Genomic DNA, 15,632 nt, shown 5'->3' with positions numbered 1-15,632 from the left:
ATCAACCGGCCGTCGGTTCACCAGACACTTTTTGGCGCTTGTGCCACCAACCCGCACCGAGCACGCCACCAATGACCAACACATAGGTGAACCAACGAGCCGCTATCTGCATAGGCTCATGCGGTGTATCGGTGACACGGGCAGCGCCAAAAATGCTGCCCAGCAGAGGCTCGCTGACCATCATCTTGGCAGCGGTAAAGGCCAGCACAGCGCCCCCCGCCTGGATGATGATGGGGAACCGTTCAACCAGTTTCAGCACCACAGAGCTACCAAACACCACAATCGGCACACTGATCAACAAACCGATGACGACCAGGTCAAACGCGCCGTGCGCCGCACCAGCCACGCCCAGCACGTTGTCAACCCCCATCAGGGCATCGGCCACGATGATGGTCTTCATGGCACCCCAGAACGTGTTGGCCATGGGGCCGCTATGTTCGTCGCCATCATCATCCGCAAGCAATTGATAGGCGACCCAGACCAGACCCAGCCCCCCTATCAGCATCAGCCCGGGAATCTTCAGCAACCAGACCACACCGAGGGTCATCAAGGAACGCACCACAATAGCACCCAGGGTGCCCCAGATAATGGCTTTGGTTTTGAGGTGTTGCGGCAAATTACGGGCCGCCAATGCAATCACAATGGCGTTGTCACCCGCCAGCACCAGGTCAATCAACACAATGGCCAGCAACGCAGACCACCAGGCGGCAGAAAATAATTCCATAAAAAACCCCGTTTAATCGTCTTTGAAAGTCGCACGGACACGGGCAACGCATTCAGGAATGTTGGGCACCCCTCGCGCATTGCACAGGCGTCTGTACACGGCGAAGGTCTTGCTCGATGCGCCATGGCACATCGGGTGAACCGGGTCAGTGGCAGTGTTCCAGCGACCGTATTGACGACTCACCCACCAGGGAGCTACTCCCCTTCATGGTTCTATTACAACACAGCGCTACAAACCCTATGACGTCCGGTGCTTTTCCCCGGCCCGGCTATCATGCGCGCCCTATGGCCACCATTCACATCACCGACATTGAATCCGCCATCAATTACTGGCGCATCCAGCAGCCGCCGACAACCGGTCTGCCATTGGCTCAGCCCTTGCAAGCGCTGGCTGAAGTGTATGGCGTCATGGTGTTTGAACGACAGGATGGCATCGAAGAGGCACGCTTGCCTGACGAAGCGCTGCAGGCCTGGCTGGCCTGGTATGTCACGACCCCGGACACACCGTGTATTGCCATTTGCTCTACCAGCCAGGGGGACGAGGTGTGCAAAGGTTGTGGCCGCAGCTTCGCCGAGGTGCAATACTGGACCCAGATGACCCCGGTGGAAAAACGCGCCACCTGGCGGCGCATCACCACCGATGGCAACGCCTGGCGCTTCAGCAAATACGCCGAGCGGGCCACCGAGTGCCTTCTTTTGCCTGCCACCACCACGGCCTGAGACGGTGTGGTGGCACGAGCGGTTCAGAGCGAAATGCCACCCGAGACTTCGATGACCTCTCCGTTGATGTAGCTGGCCTCGTCACTGGCCAGGAAGGCATAGACGTTGGCGATTTCTTCCGGCTTGCCGACACGGCGCAAATGCACCTTGGTGCTGAGATCCTGCAACACTTTTTCGGGCATGGCCGCCACCATGGGTGTGCTGATGAAGCCCGGGGCCACAGCATTGACACGCACCCCCTTGGGGCCAAGCTCACGGCTCCAGGTCTTGGTGAAACCAATGATGCCGAACTTGGTGGCCGCATAGTTGGTTTGGCCGAAATTGCCATAGAGTCCCACCACCGAACTGGCGCTCAGAATCACGCCGCTACCCTGCGCCACCATACCGTCAACCACCGCCTGGGTGCAATGAAACACGCCACGCAGATTCACATCAATGACACGGTCAAACTGTTCCAGTGTCATTTTCTGCAGGCGCGCGTCCTGGGTAATACCGGCGTTGTTGACCAGTACATCAATGCGACCGAATTGCGCCTTGACCCGGGCCACCACGTCGTCCACCATGGCGCGCTGAGTCACATCCATCACAAAACCTTCGGCCGTCGCACCAAGGGCGCGGCACTGGGCGACCGCATCATCCACCCCGGCCTGCTTGACATCACAGACCACCACAATCGCGCCTTCCTTGGCGAACTTCAGCGCTGTGGCCAGACCAATGCCCTGTGCTGCACCCGTGATGATGGAAACCTTATTGGAAAGACGTGCTGTCATGTTGATCCCGGTAAGTTTGTTAGTGAAAACCCTAGGGATTTTAGGGCTCGGACATTGCGCGAAATTGACACCGGGGAACTACTGCAGCATGAAAGTCTGGTATTCCAGCTTGTCGAGTTTCCTGTTCAGGATCCACACGCCGGTCAGCACCGTGACCAACATCGCCAACGCAAACCCATAGCCAAACCATGCAGCCCCCAGTTTCAGGGACAGGGCGGTGAACACCACATTGGTCATGGGCAGCATGATGGTCAACAACAAAACGGCACGGCGCTGGTCCAGATAAAACAGGACATTCAAAATACCCAGCAGAACCACTTGCAGGGCAGCCCCCACCACGTCCACATACAACAACGGCAAATACAGGCTGGAAATACCGATCCATCCCAGCAACACATCTCCCAATGCAAAAGTGACCAACACGGCAATCGACTGGATTTTGGCGATGTCAAACAAACCGCGTTGCACGTGGTAGACCATGTGGTTGCGCATGCGTTCGATATAGTCCAGCGTGGCCCCCTCGCGTACCGCATCGTAGAACTTGATGTAGAACTCGACAAAATCGGTCTCGATACGCACCAGGAACACCGCCATCCCCGGAATCACCGACAGGTAGGACAAGAAGATGGGGAAATCGTAAATGACTGACGCATTCAGCGGCCCGATCACCGGCTGTCCGGTCGACGGGAAATACCAGAACATCAATTTGTCGACCCATGCCCCCAGGTTAAAAAAGAAACCGGTGGCCATCAGACTCAGGTACATGGCACCGGGTTTCCAGATGTCAAAGGCGATGAACAGGTCCGAGTGATAGTTGCGATAAACCAGCCAGATCATGCCCATCAACAGCAAATAGTGGCCCAGCACAAAACCCAGCAGCAACCCATCCATCCCCAACCAGGGCTTGAACAACAAGGCCAGACCCAGTGTGGCGCTATAGCCCAGCAGAAAAATCAACACAATCGCCCGGTAGTGTTTCATGCCTGTGAGAAAAACAGTGGCAATCCAGATGGATGACATCACCGCCAAACCCATGACAAACAGCATTCGGAATAGTACCGTCTGCCCGGTAAAGGAGAAGGCGGCAAACGGTACGGCAAGCAGCAGGCTGACCGATACCGCGACCAGAATCAGACCGTTGAAATTCGGCAGGATCGCCGCCTCATTCTTGTCAAACGTGCGATCTGCCACAAAACGGGTAAACGACAGCTGCACCAGACCGGTGCCAATCAGCGAGATCAGGAACAGGTAGGTCACCGTCACCTGAAACTGCGATATGGCCTCCTTGGGCGCAATGCTCCCCAGGCTGAACAGACCGATCAGCATGATGCCGATGATCGACAGCACCCACGGGCCGGAGCTGATCAGGCCGGCAAACGCATAGGCCTGCAACAGGCCGGAGTAGGTCTGTTTCTTCAGCAGTTTACGCAGCTCGAACCCTATGCCCGCCATGCGAAATTCTTCTGGTACAGCGCCCGATAACGAGCAAACATCATGTCTTGTGAATAATAGGTCTCGACACGCCGGACCGCTGCGTTACTGGCACGCTGCCACTCATCCGCATCCCCGAGCAGCTCCAGCGCGGCCAGGGCCAGGGCTTGTGGATCGGCAATACGGACCACCCGTCCAGAAGACCCGATATCTGCATCTTCACCGGGCAGGCCAAACACCAGTTGGCGGCATGAACCCACATCGGTGGACAAGGTCGGCACCCCGGCTGCGTAACCCTCCAGAATCACCAGCGGCAGGGCCTCACTGATGGAACTCAACACCACCAGACCCACCTTGGGCAGCAATTCGGTGAGCTTCTGGAAACCCAGAAACTTCACCTTGCCGACCAGGCCCAGTTGCTCGGCAATTTCGTGGCATTCACGTGCGTACTCGGGCGCCTCATCCTCCGGACCGGCAATCCAGGCCTGGGCATCAGGAAGATGATTGGCAACAATCCGCATGGCACGGATGAAGGTTTTGATGTCCTTGATCGGTACCACACGTCCGATCAGGCAAAGCACCTGCGGAACCTGAACCGGACGCTGGGCGCGCAACGGCGCAAACCTCGCGACGTCGATGCCATTGGGAATGTTGGCAGTGCGCTCCGGCGGAGCCCCATCCTGCAGTTGCCGTTGCCGGTTGGCTTCGTAAAGCGCAATGATGTCGTCGGCCGCCTGGTAGGTGACATAACCCAGGTGCTCAAAAAACCGGATCCAGAGCTGGCGAAAATAACTCACGCGCGAGGGATCGCGCTCAAACACGCTGCGGTTGTCCTTGAGCCACTGCGCCTGATACAAATCGATCTTGCGCTCCTTGACATAAATGCCATGCTCACTCAGCATGAATGGCCGTTGATTGCGGTGTTTGAGCAATACCCCCAGAATGCCGGCATAACCCGTCGACACCGAGTGGTAGATTTTGGCGCGGGGACAAGCCACCGCCACTTCACGCAAGCGCCAAAACGGGGTATGAATGGTGCGAATGGTCCAGAAATAGTCAACAAACGACGGGTCCGTACTGCGTCTGCGGTAACTTTTCTTGATCATTTCCCAGGCCGCTTCGCTGTACAAGAAAACCTCATGCCCGAGCAAACCATCCGGTCCGGCCTGATTCATCAGGTTGGAAAACAGTTTTTCGCAGTCTGGCGCACGCAGATTCGTTTCAAACCGGGTATGAACCTGTTCCACCAGCTGCATCGCCGCATCACTGGCAACCACCGGCCTGAGCGGTGGGTTGTCCTGGTCTTCAAACAGATAGATCACCTGAAGATGCACCAGGTTGTCGGGCAATGCGTAGCGCAGATCGCCGTAATCCTCAGGGCGGCTCCCCAGGAAAACGGCACCGAACCGGATGTCTGGAAAGCCGCGGATGATTTGATTGACCCAGCTGGACACCCCTCCTGCAACGAAGGGAAAGGTCCCTTCCAGCAGCAGCAGCACGTCAACCTCATCGGCGACTGGAAACTTGACCTTAGATGTGGGGGAGGTACTTGCGGTCACTGAAGTTGATCTCGTTATCACGGCTGACCCAAAAATCTTCAATGGCCCGTGTATGTGAAGCCAGATTGAGCGCAGCCAGTTGCGTCATGAGTTGCCTGACCTGTAAAAAATCACGCTTGTGAAAAGCAATTTCTGCCAAGTAAGGCAGTGTGGAGGTGTGCGACAGCCCCAGCGCCATGGCCTGTTCCATCGCTGCTTTGGCCTCCTCTGTCTGGCCTCGCTCCAATAACATCCGGCCACGCAGGAAGACCAGCCCGGCACCGGGAGGCACATCCAGTGCCAAGGCCGCATCAGCAAACTTGAGTGCCTGCCCCAAAATGTGCTGCCGCAGCTCCCCCTGCGCCAGACAGGCATAAACCAGTTCCCAGTTCAACTCGGCCAGATGACGATAACAGTCATAACGCTGCTCGCTATCCAGATCCCGTGTCAACCGCTCGGACTCAAGCCGGATCTGACTGGATATTTTCTTTTCTTCTGCGTCCAGCATGCCAAAGGCAACCAGACGCACATCGTCGGTACGATCACCCAGCAAGTCCTCCAGAATCGGGTTGGACACCTGGTTCGGAACTGCCTGTAACGTCAAAAGCGACTGCATGCGCAGGTCGCTGGGCACTTCCTGTCCGAGGCGTGAGCGAATTGCGCCCTGGCCGCTACGCGTCTGCTCTTTGGATTGGACGTCATACACCGGCAGAGGCAATGACACGGGTACGGCCACTCTGGCGCCCTCCAGCGTCTGCCGCAAATTGAGGCGAGTGATCAGCAACAGCCCGATGGCTCCCACCACCGGTGCCATGAATGCAAAGCAGAACATCAGCAACGTGACGGCCCCCCTTGGCTGACGAAAACGCCTGGGCAGCATCCAATAAGTCGCCAGTGCAGCAACCGCACAAATCCCGGCATGGACTAGCAAGATACCCCCAAACACCCACGATGAACTCGACAAAATCCAGGGACTCAGCAACAGGCTGACCTCCGCCAGCACCGCCCCCCAAGCCCAATGCAGCGGATTCATGAACCCCCCATGGCCTGAGCCAGTGCTGGCAAAGCGTCATCCGCCCCCAGTTCCACCTCATGCACGGCAATCTTCAGGGATTCAAAGTTGCCCTGAAATCGGCTGGCCAACCAGGCATCCATGCGCAGCAAAAATCCTTCATTGGCAGAAGTCGAGGCAAATGGCATCAGAATGGCCAGCACGGGCGTATCCTGCACGTAGGTCAACCAGTACAAATCCAAACCACGTTTGATGCGCAAGAACTCAGCAGGGATTTCTTTCTGGTGCGTACGATCACCTTCAAAACGCATCACCACGACCCGGCTGGTAATCCCGACCTTGCGTCCCAGGCGAATCATGCGCACCAACTCCTGCGCAAAAAGAACTGGTACGGAAGGTAACTGCATCTGGACCGCAATCACTTCCCGCGCTGAGCCCAGGTTGTCCGCGTAATATCCCAACATCACCAGCAGCATCTGAAGATTTTCAATATTCAGCGCAAAAAACGGCATGCGGTTAACCGCCAGCACCCCAATGAGTTCATCGTCACCCGCGATCAGCGGCGCCACCACCAACTGTGAGGTCTGTCGCTGTAGACTGAGTTCTTGGCTGGCGATATGCGCCAGACTCCCTTTTTCCAGCACCAACCTCAACAACTCGTCGTCGGGAGTCAGCGCCTCTGGCTCACCCAGTTGGGCCGCCAGTTGGCCCAGCCTATACCCCCCGCCCCAGGATTCAAGCGTGTAAAGCGTGGCTGATTCAATGTTGACATACTGCGACAGCAACTGCAGCAATTCGGTGGCACCCGGCAAAGATTCGGTCTGCCGGTCCGCCGCCATACTGATCGTGCGCAAGCGCGCCAATGCATCACGCAGGGAACCGGGCCGCGCCAACATTTCCTGCTCCAGTCGATCATGTGACAAATTCAACAGCAAATGCCTTTTTGTCAGACGCGACAGCCGCTCCGTGACGTAAAGGTACGTTTCCTCCATCCGTTTGTTCTTGTCGCGCCAGACATCACTGAACTCCCCACAGAGCAGCACCAACAAACCACCGCCGAACAGCGGCGTAGGCGAGAACTCGTCCGGAATCCGCCCCCATTGCAATGCCACCCAGGTATTGGCAATCAGCACCACACTGCCAAGCAGCCCGGGCATGACCCCATAACGCAAGGCAATCAACACAGGCGCCAGCCACTGCCAGGGGAAATGCGCCCGTGCCAGCGTCGGATCATCGGGCATGGCCAACCAGGACAGTGCGACCGAGCCCAGCGAGATCAGACCGATTTCAACCCACTGGGCCGGTGTAGCCGTCTCTTCCGGCGCAAAAGCCCATGCGCTGAAAACCGACTTCAGCCGGGTCATCAGATTCTGCGCAGTCATTCAACGCATCACAATGCCTGAGGCTGTGCACCCAAACGCAACCCTGCCATCAACTCGGTCAGCAGGTTCTGCGCCACTGCCGATAATGCCTGACGGCTCCAGCCACTCTTGGCCCCGGAAGCACTCCACACCACTTGGCCGGAGGAAAGATCCAGCACCTTGATCGTCACGCCCACGGCGGGTTCACCATCAATGCCCACCTTGTAACGCCACTCCTCGACACTGCCCAAGACACCATAACGGACACCCTGGTCCTGTGCCCACTTTTGCGCCTCTTCAGTGACCTTGCGCTCTGTGGGTTCAAACAGACTGTCACGCGTCATGCTGGCCGGGTAATGCGCCACATCCTGAATACCGTGCATGCGCAGCTGATGCTCCAGCATGGCCTCCGCCGACAAACCGGCCTGTGGCGTGTCGGTGTTATTAACCATCGGCAGGATGGCCCATTTCGCCTGCGTCGCCAAAGGTACCGGACCACTGGTGGACTGCATCACCGTGGTGCAGCCTGCCAACAACCAAACGACCAGGCCCAGCCACAGTTTGTGCAAGTTCATCATGATTTTTCCTCAGAAATAGCGCCGATAGCGAGCAAGCAACGTATTGGCAGGGGCACCGCCAGAGCCCGTGCCATCACTGCTTTGCCACTGCAAAAGCAGATGATCTTCACCGCTGACAGAGCCGGCAATGCCCAGCACGCCGCTGACACTCGAAGTATTATGGTTGAAACACAAATCGCCGAAAGCTCGCCAGGCGCGCGAATAGGTTTCCTGCAGGTTCTGTCCCCCCAGGTTGTCCCCCATCCCCAGGCAGGCTCCCCACACCACATTGCCGGTGGGCATGAAATAAGCCACCGGATCCAACGCGTTGTTGGCAATGGCACTTTGCACCGCCACAGGCAACCGGGCGAGTGATTCGGCACTGAGCGTGGTGGCCGATGAAAACCGCTGCCAGCTGGCAAATGTGCGCACACGCCAGTCAGGATATTCGGTGCGAAACCGATAACCAACTTCCAGATCCAGCGCCTGCCCGCTGCCCAGCAAGTCCCCCCATTGCGTTTCATAACGCGAGAACCGCGGGGCCACACGCACATACTCCCGCTTGCCCAGCGCGTAATTCAGGCTGCCAAAAATGCTGCTCTCATAACCGGCCAGCCGCAAAGGCTGGCTGGCGGTTGAATCCACCCGAAAATTCAAGCCCGCATCCAACGTCAGACGGCCACTCCACTGGTGACTTTGCGTCAAACGAAAGCCGGTCAGGTCCGTCTGGCCGGAACGCCGCAGAAGCGTCAGGCTGGTAGCCCCGTGCGGACCCTGCCATTGGATCTTCGCACTACCCAGCTGATCAACAGACGGCGCCAAGCCCGACAGCAGCGGATCGGTGCTGGTTGGCTGCTGCCGGGACCAGTTCAAGACCAACTGCAAGCGGGAGTTGATGACCAGGCGAGTTTCAAACTGCAAGGCGTGGCTGTCCAATGCCCCCTGCCGATGAACCTGCCCCCCGATCTGAAGGTAACTGGCTTGCGCCGGCGCATGCTGCCGAAACCGGTCATACAACGGTTCATCATCCTGCGCGGACATCCCGGCAAACGCCATGCTCAACGCCTGATCCACATTGCCCAGCTCGCGGGCGATGTCATAGCGGTTGTAGATGGGCAAGGCGTCTGCCTGCCGTGTCAACAACCGGTCCATGGTGTCGGTCTCCCTGAGCTGCAGGGCCGTCTGACTCTGTCCCCACAATGGCGCTGCCTGATGGGCCTGCCGGACATAACGCCGCCACATCCAGCTGCGTGCGTTGCCAAACTGCTCTTTCACAATGGCCCAACCCAGCACCAGCGCCAGCGTTTGCTCATCCTGCCCGGCAGCAGGCACACCGCGCAACTGGCTGACCAGCTGGCGCACCAGTGCCAACCCCGGGTCCCCTGGCTGATTCAGCAAACTCAGGCGCGCCAGCGCCAACAATTCGGCGCCAAGTTTGCCGTCCTTTGGCAACTCGGGCTTGGGATACTTATCCCGGACCAGCAGCCAAGCGTGACGCCGTACCCGGTCTGCCATGCCGGTCTGCCTGATACGCTCCAGCGTGTCGGCATAGTTCAGCAGCAGCAAAGGATCATTGTCTTGCGTGCGGGCCAGTTTGCCGTACCAATGCGCTGCGTCACGGTGCTGTTCCAACACCTGATGACCCGCCGCATAAGCAGCCCAGTACTCCGGTGTCGACCCGGCACGGGTGGCGTATTGCGCCATCAGCGCAGATAACAAATCGGTTTTCTGGTTATCAATCAGGAACCAGAGTGCCGCCAGAACCATCTCCTGGTCTTGTGGGTTCAGGCGCAACGCCCGGCTCAGGTCCGCCCAGGCCAGCTCGTGCTCCTTCTGGCGCTGATGAAACTGTGCGCGCAAGGACAGAAAGCGCGGGTTCTGGGTCAAAGCGTCCAGACTGTCCGAACTCAAGCCAGCAAAGACGCGCGCTTGCGCCGGCACGTCCTCGACGTCGGCATACAGCTCCAGGCTCAGCATCAACATTTCGGTTGAACCAAACCGGCGATAAGCCTCCAATGCCAGATCCGCCGCCTGCCCGGGGTGTTCCCGTCGCACCAGGTACACCAACCGCGACCAGTCGGCCGCCACAGCCTGTGGCAAACGGACATAACGCGCATACGCGTCACGTGCGCTGTCATAGGCGCGCAACTCCCAGGCCACTTGGCTGAGCAATTGCCAGAACTCGGCATGGCTGGCATCCACCTGGTGTGCCTGTGCCTGCATCAACACCAAGGCCTGCGACAGCTGGTTACCACGAATCAGGCTGACCACAGCGCGCAAAACCGTCTCCAGCGAAAACGGCATGAGTTGAATCCGCTGCAGATAAAGCTGCTGTGCTCGCGCATCGTCACCAGCATGCTCGGCCAGTATCGCCGCGTACTCCAGCAGTTTGGTGTTCTGAGTGTGGGCAAACTGGTCCGCAAAATACACCGAGCCGCGTGCGGGTTCGGCGGCATTCTCATAGAGGTTGTACACGTCCTGCCATTGGGCATCGGTCAGAGGTTTTTGGCGGGCAAGCACGGCCCAGGCTTGCAGCGCCACCATCGGCTCGTCAATCAAGGGGGCCAGACGCAACACGGCCGAAATCGCCTCGGCAGAGTGATCTCCTGCCTTGAACAGCACCAGCCATTGCGCCACCGCCACTTCCGTGTTGTCAATCCACTCACTCACACGGGCGAGTTTTTTGCGCCAAACCAGATCATTCGGCAGTTCAGCGACGGCTTTTTGGGCCACCAGAAAAGCACGTTGCAAGTCACCCGCCCCCACCAGTACATCAAACGCCAGCGAAAAATCACCCGGGTGAAACGCACGCAGGGTATCTTCAGCAGCATGCTTGGGAGCACCCACCGGCTTGGCGGCTGGCGCAGCCTGCAGCATCAGCGGCAGACCCAGGCAGCCGACCAGGCACATCCGAAACAGTTGGCGCATCATGTCCGAGCTTCAGTGAAACACCAGCTTGCGCACATAGTCTGCGGCCACCTCGGCGTCACCAGCGGCCAAAGCAGTCTCCGACAGAAAGCGCAGCGTTGCCGGGTCTGACGCCAGATCACCCACATACTGCCGGGCCGCCTCCAGCGCGGGCTCAAACAGGCTGGCCGCCATCAGGGTGTTGATGCCCTTTTGAAACAACCGGCTGGCTTCTTCCCGCGTGAGGGCACTGTTGCGAGCCTGTAAAAAATAGTCGGCCGCCTCGGTATAGTGCCCCTGCCCCAGAGCCAGATCGCCATACTTTTCCAGAACAACGGTGGGGTTACCGACATTGAGACGGCTGAAATACACCAGGCCCAGACTGGTTTGCCCCAAGCCAAACGCCCGTGCCGCAAACTGTCTGGTCATGGCTTCTGGCAGTTCATCTTCTTTGGCTTGTTGCATCAGCTCAATGATGCGTGTCGTCCAGCGTGCCTTGTCCGCGGCGGAGGGGTGTTGGGACAAGACCCGGTCATACCCGTTCATCAGGATAGAGCGCGCCTCGGTGCGCTGGCGCAAGTCCCCGGCGGTGGCGAACCGCCAGAGAATCTGATCCAGTTGTTGAGTACTCATTTTGTCCTGTTGAGAGCGAGCCAGCAGCAAAGCCACGTCAGCATTTTTTTCATCCGCACGGTACAGATTCTGGATATAGGACAAGGTCAACTCGTCCAGCGTTTCCTGCTGATAAAGTTTCTCGACCAGGGTCTTGCGGGGGAAAATGACCACCAGCAGCGTCAGCACCAACAGCGCAATCAGCGCCAACTGCCAGTTGGCGGCCAACACCAGGCGTTCGATCTCGCCATCAACCCCGGCATAACGTTTCGAGCGGTCTGGCAACATGGTCTTTGATCTCGAATTCACTCACATCCCCGTGACGCCGCACCGGGGTCACCACCCGACCGGACACGCGAACCTGACACCCCTGGCTGTTGGCCAAAGTGAATTTCAGAGGCACATAGCCACTCAAATCCCAGCGATAGCCCCCGGCCATGGGCTCAAAATGGTCGATGCGAGCGTTTGCCGAAGCCAATCTGGGGCTGCTCTCCCGGATCTGGGTCAGTACCAGTTCAGCCTCGTCACCACTCAGATGCACATAACGCTCACCTTGCAGGCTGTTGTAACCGGCAACGGCACGACTGGCGGCCAGGTCGGGCCAGCCCATGGTTTCAGGAAAACGCAACGTGCGTGCATGTCCGGCACCGCGCACACGCCAACCGCCCGGCGTGCGCGCCACCACCAGACTCTGAAAGTCCAGCACCTGGCGCGCGTAGTCCGCCACATGCACCGGCGTGTTGTCTTGCGCCAACGCATAAGCAAACACCTTGTCCAGCGACTTCATACCTGCTGCTTTGGTTGTGATGTAGGTATGAAAGTAGATGTCCATGGGTTTGAGCCGACGTGGTTTTTCGGTGAACTCAAAGGTTTCGATGACCCGTTCATAACCATAAAACGGCCCGCGCCACTCATGGGTGTAGACGTTCTCGTTCTGGTTGGGCGCATAGACCTGGAAGCCGGTCTCACGCGGCACACCCAGCCCCTCTACTTGCGTCACCGTCGGTTGTGAACGGGTGGCCACGGTGTCACCACCGTTCATGTTGAAAACGCCCAGTTTCTGGGTCCACGCCAGCGCGTCACTGCCGGGCACACAATTCCCGGTCCACAGGAACACTTCCACCTTTTTGCCCGGCGGCGCCAGTTGCCGCTCCATATAACGAATGGAGCCCTCAATTTCACGCTGAAGGTCAAACCGGTAACCTGGCAGGCGCAGGTTGTAGCCTTCATTGCCGTCGGACTGTGCGACGGCACTCCACACAAAGGGATGCGAATAACTGTGTGATGCCATGGCCACGTGCGTTTGACTGAAAATGTTGCGCGCGATTTTTTCGGCAGCGCGCGACATGTCAGCATACAAGCCCTGGGCTGATATTTCTGCCTCAATGATCGACATCGTCATGGGAATCGGGTACTTTTTCACAACCCGCTCCAGCACCAGTTCACCGGCCATCGGATTGCCCGGCAACTCGGAATGACTGACAAACCCGTCCCCATCCATGTGCACCATCAGCATGCGTCGCCCGGACTCTGTCGTGACATCAGGTACCGGCATGGCTGGTAACCGCAAAGCCTTTTGAAAAAACGCAAAGGGGTTGATGACCCAGCGGTCGCCAGTGTCACCCGGCAGGGTGAGCACCGAAAAATCGCCCAGCACGTAGCCGCCCCAGGGTGTCAGGGCAGCAGCCACCTGCTCCTGTTGTCCCTGCCTGATGGTCAACAAGGGCTCGCCCTGTAACAGCGCCAACGGCGTCAGGTCACCCGGTTCCGGTTGCGGCTTGACTTCAAAGCCCATGAGCGGACTTTGTTGGCTGATTTCCAGCGGGGCCTTGGAGACGCGTGACGGCCCCAGCTTGAGTCCCAGTGTCCTGGCCATCGGACCATGCCACAGAAAATCAGGCGGGCTCACCAGCGCCACCGGCACGGTGGCCTGAATCTGTGCCGTCAGCCAGTCCATCAGACGCTGGCGCTCGGCCATTGCGGGCTCATCGCTCAACCAGACCAGAATCCCGGCGTAACGTCCAAGCAACACCGATTCGGGCAGATGCGCCACATCCACGTACTCTGGCACATACCCCAGGTAATTCAAGGGCAACGCCCCCAGACGTGCGGCTTCGGTACCTCTCAAGGCGTATTCGTCTGGCAGCACGCTGTGCACCACCAACACCTTGCGCGGCATGACTTCAAGGGTCCCGACCCCCAGGGTCCCCAGATCGGGCGTCGCCACCCAGGGCGTAAAGCCCAGGTTCAAAATACGCTGCGCCGTGCTGCGAGCCAGCTCCCGCTGAGAAACCGGCACGTAATCAATCACGGTGACGGCCAGCTTGTACTCGTCCCTGGCGTGACGCAGCTGCCCCAGCAACCATTCACGGTCCGCCTCCGGGACTTCCCGGTATTTTTTCTTGCCGGCGTCATAACCCCGAAACAGCGACTCCGCCACCACCATTTCCACATGCGGGTGAACTCGCGGCAGGATCTCGAAGCCGCGATTGAAGATCAGTTTGATCTCCGGGTAACGCCGCTTGAGGGTTTCCACCACACTCACCATCCCGGCTTCCTGCACTGCCTTCTGCTCCGGCGTTTTGGCAAACAAATGGTAGGAATCCAGGGTGTCAAGGAAAAAGGTACGGTAGCCCTTGCCCCACAGGGGCGCTACCACCTGGTCGGTAAAAAAGCGCGGCCACTCGGGCCGGGACTGGTCGATCAACCGGCTCCCCCAATCCTTGTTGTCACCCATCAACCAGGCTTTGGGAATCGCCGGCGCATAGGCGCGCGAGGGCTGGACTTCTCCCAACGCCACATAGGCGGCCAGTCGCGTCCGGCTCAAGGCCGGCGCCTTGGGGTCAGGCACGTGATCAGGGTCCACCACCACCAGATCAAACGCCTGCAACTCGCTCCATGGCGGTTTGGCCCCATAAAAAAAGGCCATCGCCGTCACGTCCGTGCCAGCAGCCATCGCCCCCGCTCCCAGCACAGCCAGCCATAGTGCCAGCAAAATTTTGTTGATCAAATCAGGTTCCAGCCCGCTTAATATATGCAAATATAGCTATATTTTATATAGCATAATCCACGATGACAGGGGCATGGTCCGAAAACTTTTCCCCTTTGTATATCGCCACTGAACGGGCGCCGGCCGCCAAAGTCGGTGTGGCCAGGTGGTAGTCGAGCCGCCACCCGACATTCTTGGCGTAGGCCTGACCCCGATTGCTCCACCAGGTGTAAGCCTCATCCGTCGCATCCGGGTGCAACTGGCGATACACATCCACCAGCTGGCCCTCATTCAGCAAACGTGTCATCCAGGCCCGCTCCTCAGGCAAAAAGCCGGAGTTCTTCAAATTGCCCTTCCAGTTCTTCAGATCAATTTCCTTGTGGGCAATATTGACGTCACCACACAGAATGAAATCACGCTGCGCCTTGAGCTGCTGCAAATGCGGGTAAATCACATCCAGGAAGCGATACTTGGCCTGCTGCCGCTCTTCACCGGATGAGCCGCTGGGAAAATAGCAGCTGATCACGGAACGCTTGACCCCGGGCCTGTCAAAACGCAGCTCCAGGTAACGCCCCTCGGCATCAAACTCCGGCACGCCGAAACCAACCACCACCTCGGTGGGCTCTTCGCGGCTATAAATCCCCACACCGGAATAGCCTTTTTTCTCGGCAAAGTGAAAATATCCACGCAAACCGGCCAACTGGTCAAACCGACCGGTCACATCCACAGCCTGCGCCTTGACTTCCTGCACACAAATACAATCAGGTGCGACCCGGTCCACCCACGACGCCAGCCCTTTGTTGCTGGCAGAACGAATACCATTGAGGTTGAGGCTAATTAATTTGAACAAGGAACACCTCATGAGAGAGCACGACGGCATGCAAGCCTATCAAAATCCGGCCAACAACACCTTGGCCCTTGATTTTGTGCAGTTTGCGGTGGATTGCGGGGTGCTGCGCTTTGGCGAATTCAAAACCAAGGCGGGTCGCATGAGCCCCTATTTTTTCAATGC

At 58.2% G+C, this 15,632-nt stretch carries 12 protein-coding genes and 1 pseudogene; 2 read left to right on the top strand and 11 right to left on the bottom strand.

Annotation, left to right across the window (positions count from 1 at the left end):
• Position 1: 1 nt before the first annotated feature.
• The gene (locus tag PHW99_RS01975) at positions 2-724 is read right to left on the bottom strand and encodes a TerC family protein (RefSeq protein WP_300173290.1); all 723 of its coding nucleotides are present in this window, start codon (positions 722-724) and stop codon (positions 2-4) included.
• A gap of 284 nt (positions 725-1,008) precedes the next feature.
• On the opposite strand from PHW99_RS01975, the gene PHW99_RS01970 reads away from it, so the two are divergent.
• Entirely contained in the window at positions 1,009-1,443 is a 435-nt protein-coding gene (locus PHW99_RS01970; RefSeq protein WP_300173287.1) for a DUF3717 domain-containing protein, read from the top strand.
• Between the two features lie 23 nt (positions 1,444-1,466).
• Here the strand turns inward: PHW99_RS01970 and fabG are convergent, their stop codons facing one another.
• From fabG to PHW99_RS01920, 10 genes are all read right to left on the bottom strand, one after another.
• Positions 1,467-2,213, bottom strand: a complete 747-nt coding sequence (fabG, locus tag PHW99_RS01965; protein WP_300173284.1) for a 3-oxoacyl-ACP reductase FabG — start codon at positions 2,211-2,213, stop codon at positions 1,467-1,469.
• Positions 2,214-2,291: 78 nt separating this feature from the next.
• Complete coding sequence (gene pelG, locus PHW99_RS01960; protein WP_300173283.1) at positions 2,292-3,665, bottom strand: exopolysaccharide Pel transporter PelG; 1,374 nt, start codon at positions 3,663-3,665, stop codon at positions 2,292-2,294.
• Positions 3,653-5,203: a GT4 family glycosyltransferase PelF gene (pelF, locus tag PHW99_RS01955; protein ID WP_300173280.1), complete on the bottom strand. Its 1,551-nt coding sequence runs from the start codon at positions 5,201-5,203 to the stop codon at positions 3,653-3,655. The genes pelG and pelF overlap by 13 nt, the downstream gene beginning before the upstream one ends.
• Complete coding sequence (locus PHW99_RS01950; RefSeq protein WP_300173278.1) at positions 5,175-6,215, bottom strand: hypothetical protein; 1,041 nt, start codon at positions 6,213-6,215, stop codon at positions 5,175-5,177. Before PHW99_RS01950 ends, pelF begins: the two co-directional genes overlap by 29 nt.
• On the bottom strand, positions 6,212-7,576 hold the full coding sequence (locus PHW99_RS01945) for a PelD GGDEF domain-containing protein (RefSeq protein ID WP_300173275.1): 1,365 nt from the start codon (positions 7,574-7,576) through the stop codon (positions 6,212-6,214). Before PHW99_RS01945 ends, PHW99_RS01950 begins: the two co-directional genes overlap by 4 nt.
• An 8-nt stretch (positions 7,577-7,584) precedes the next feature.
• Positions 7,585-8,133, bottom strand: a complete 549-nt coding sequence (locus PHW99_RS01940; protein WP_300173273.1) for a penicillin-binding protein activator LpoB — start codon at positions 8,131-8,133, stop codon at positions 7,585-7,587.
• Between the two features lie 9 nt (positions 8,134-8,142).
• Entirely contained in the window at positions 8,143-11,043 is a 2,901-nt protein-coding gene (locus PHW99_RS01935) for a tetratricopeptide repeat protein (RefSeq protein WP_300173270.1), read from the bottom strand.
• Positions 11,044-11,052: 9 nt separating this feature from the next.
• Positions 11,053-11,919, bottom strand: a complete 867-nt coding sequence (locus tag PHW99_RS01930; RefSeq protein WP_300173268.1) for a hypothetical protein — start codon at positions 11,917-11,919, stop codon at positions 11,053-11,055.
• Positions 11,882-14,641, bottom strand: a complete 2,760-nt coding sequence (locus tag PHW99_RS01925; protein WP_300173265.1) for a bifunctional glycoside hydrolase 114/ polysaccharide deacetylase family protein — start codon at positions 14,639-14,641, stop codon at positions 11,882-11,884. Before PHW99_RS01925 ends, PHW99_RS01930 begins: the two co-directional genes overlap by 38 nt.
• A gap of 43 nt (positions 14,642-14,684) precedes the next feature.
• Entirely contained in the window at positions 14,685-15,470 is a 786-nt protein-coding gene (locus PHW99_RS01920) for an exodeoxyribonuclease III (RefSeq protein ID WP_300173263.1), read from the bottom strand.
• A gap of 28 nt (positions 15,471-15,498) precedes the next feature.
• Here PHW99_RS01920 and PHW99_RS01915 point away from each other — a divergent pair.
• Positions 15,499-15,632, top strand: a pseudogene (locus PHW99_RS01915) (orotate phosphoribosyltransferase); the annotation flags it as partial.

Origin of the sequence: Rhodoferax sp. (genome assembly GCF_028689305.1) — a bacterium.
GTDB lineage: Bacteria > Pseudomonadota > Gammaproteobacteria > Burkholderiales > Burkholderiaceae_C > Rhodoferax.
Note: the sequence above shows the minus strand (reverse complement) of the source record. Positions and strands in the feature narration are given on the sequence as shown.

Excerpts from the sequence above, each read along its gene's own strand:
- PHW99_RS01975 (WP_300173290.1), bottom strand. The coding sequence starts at position 724 with ATGGAATTATTTTCTGCCGCCTGGTGGTCTGCGTTGCTGGCCATTGTG.
- PHW99_RS01970 (WP_300173287.1), top strand. The coding sequence starts at position 1,009 with ATGGCCACCATTCACATCACCGACATTGAATCCGCCATCAATTACTGG.
- fabG (WP_300173284.1), bottom strand. The coding sequence starts at position 2,213 with ATGACAGCACGTCTTTCCAATAAGGTTTCCATCATCACGGGTGCAGCA.
- pelG (WP_300173283.1), bottom strand. The coding sequence starts at position 3,665 with ATGGCGGGCATAGGGTTCGAGCTGCGTAAACTGCTGAAGAAACAGACC.
- PHW99_RS01950 (WP_300173278.1), bottom strand. The coding sequence starts at position 6,215 with ATGAATCCGCTGCATTGGGCTTGGGGGGCGGTGCTGGCGGAGGTCAGC.
- PHW99_RS01945 (WP_300173275.1), bottom strand. The coding sequence starts at position 7,576 with ATGACTGCGCAGAATCTGATGACCCGGCTGAAGTCGGTTTTCAGCGCA.
- PHW99_RS01940 (WP_300173273.1), bottom strand. The coding sequence starts at position 8,133 with ATGATGAACTTGCACAAACTGTGGCTGGGCCTGGTCGTTTGGTTGTTG.
- PHW99_RS01935 (WP_300173270.1), bottom strand. The coding sequence starts at position 11,043 with ATGATGCGCCAACTGTTTCGGATGTGCCTGGTCGGCTGCCTGGGTCTG.
- PHW99_RS01930 (WP_300173268.1), bottom strand. The coding sequence starts at position 11,919 with ATGTTGCCAGACCGCTCGAAACGTTATGCCGGGGTTGATGGCGAGATC.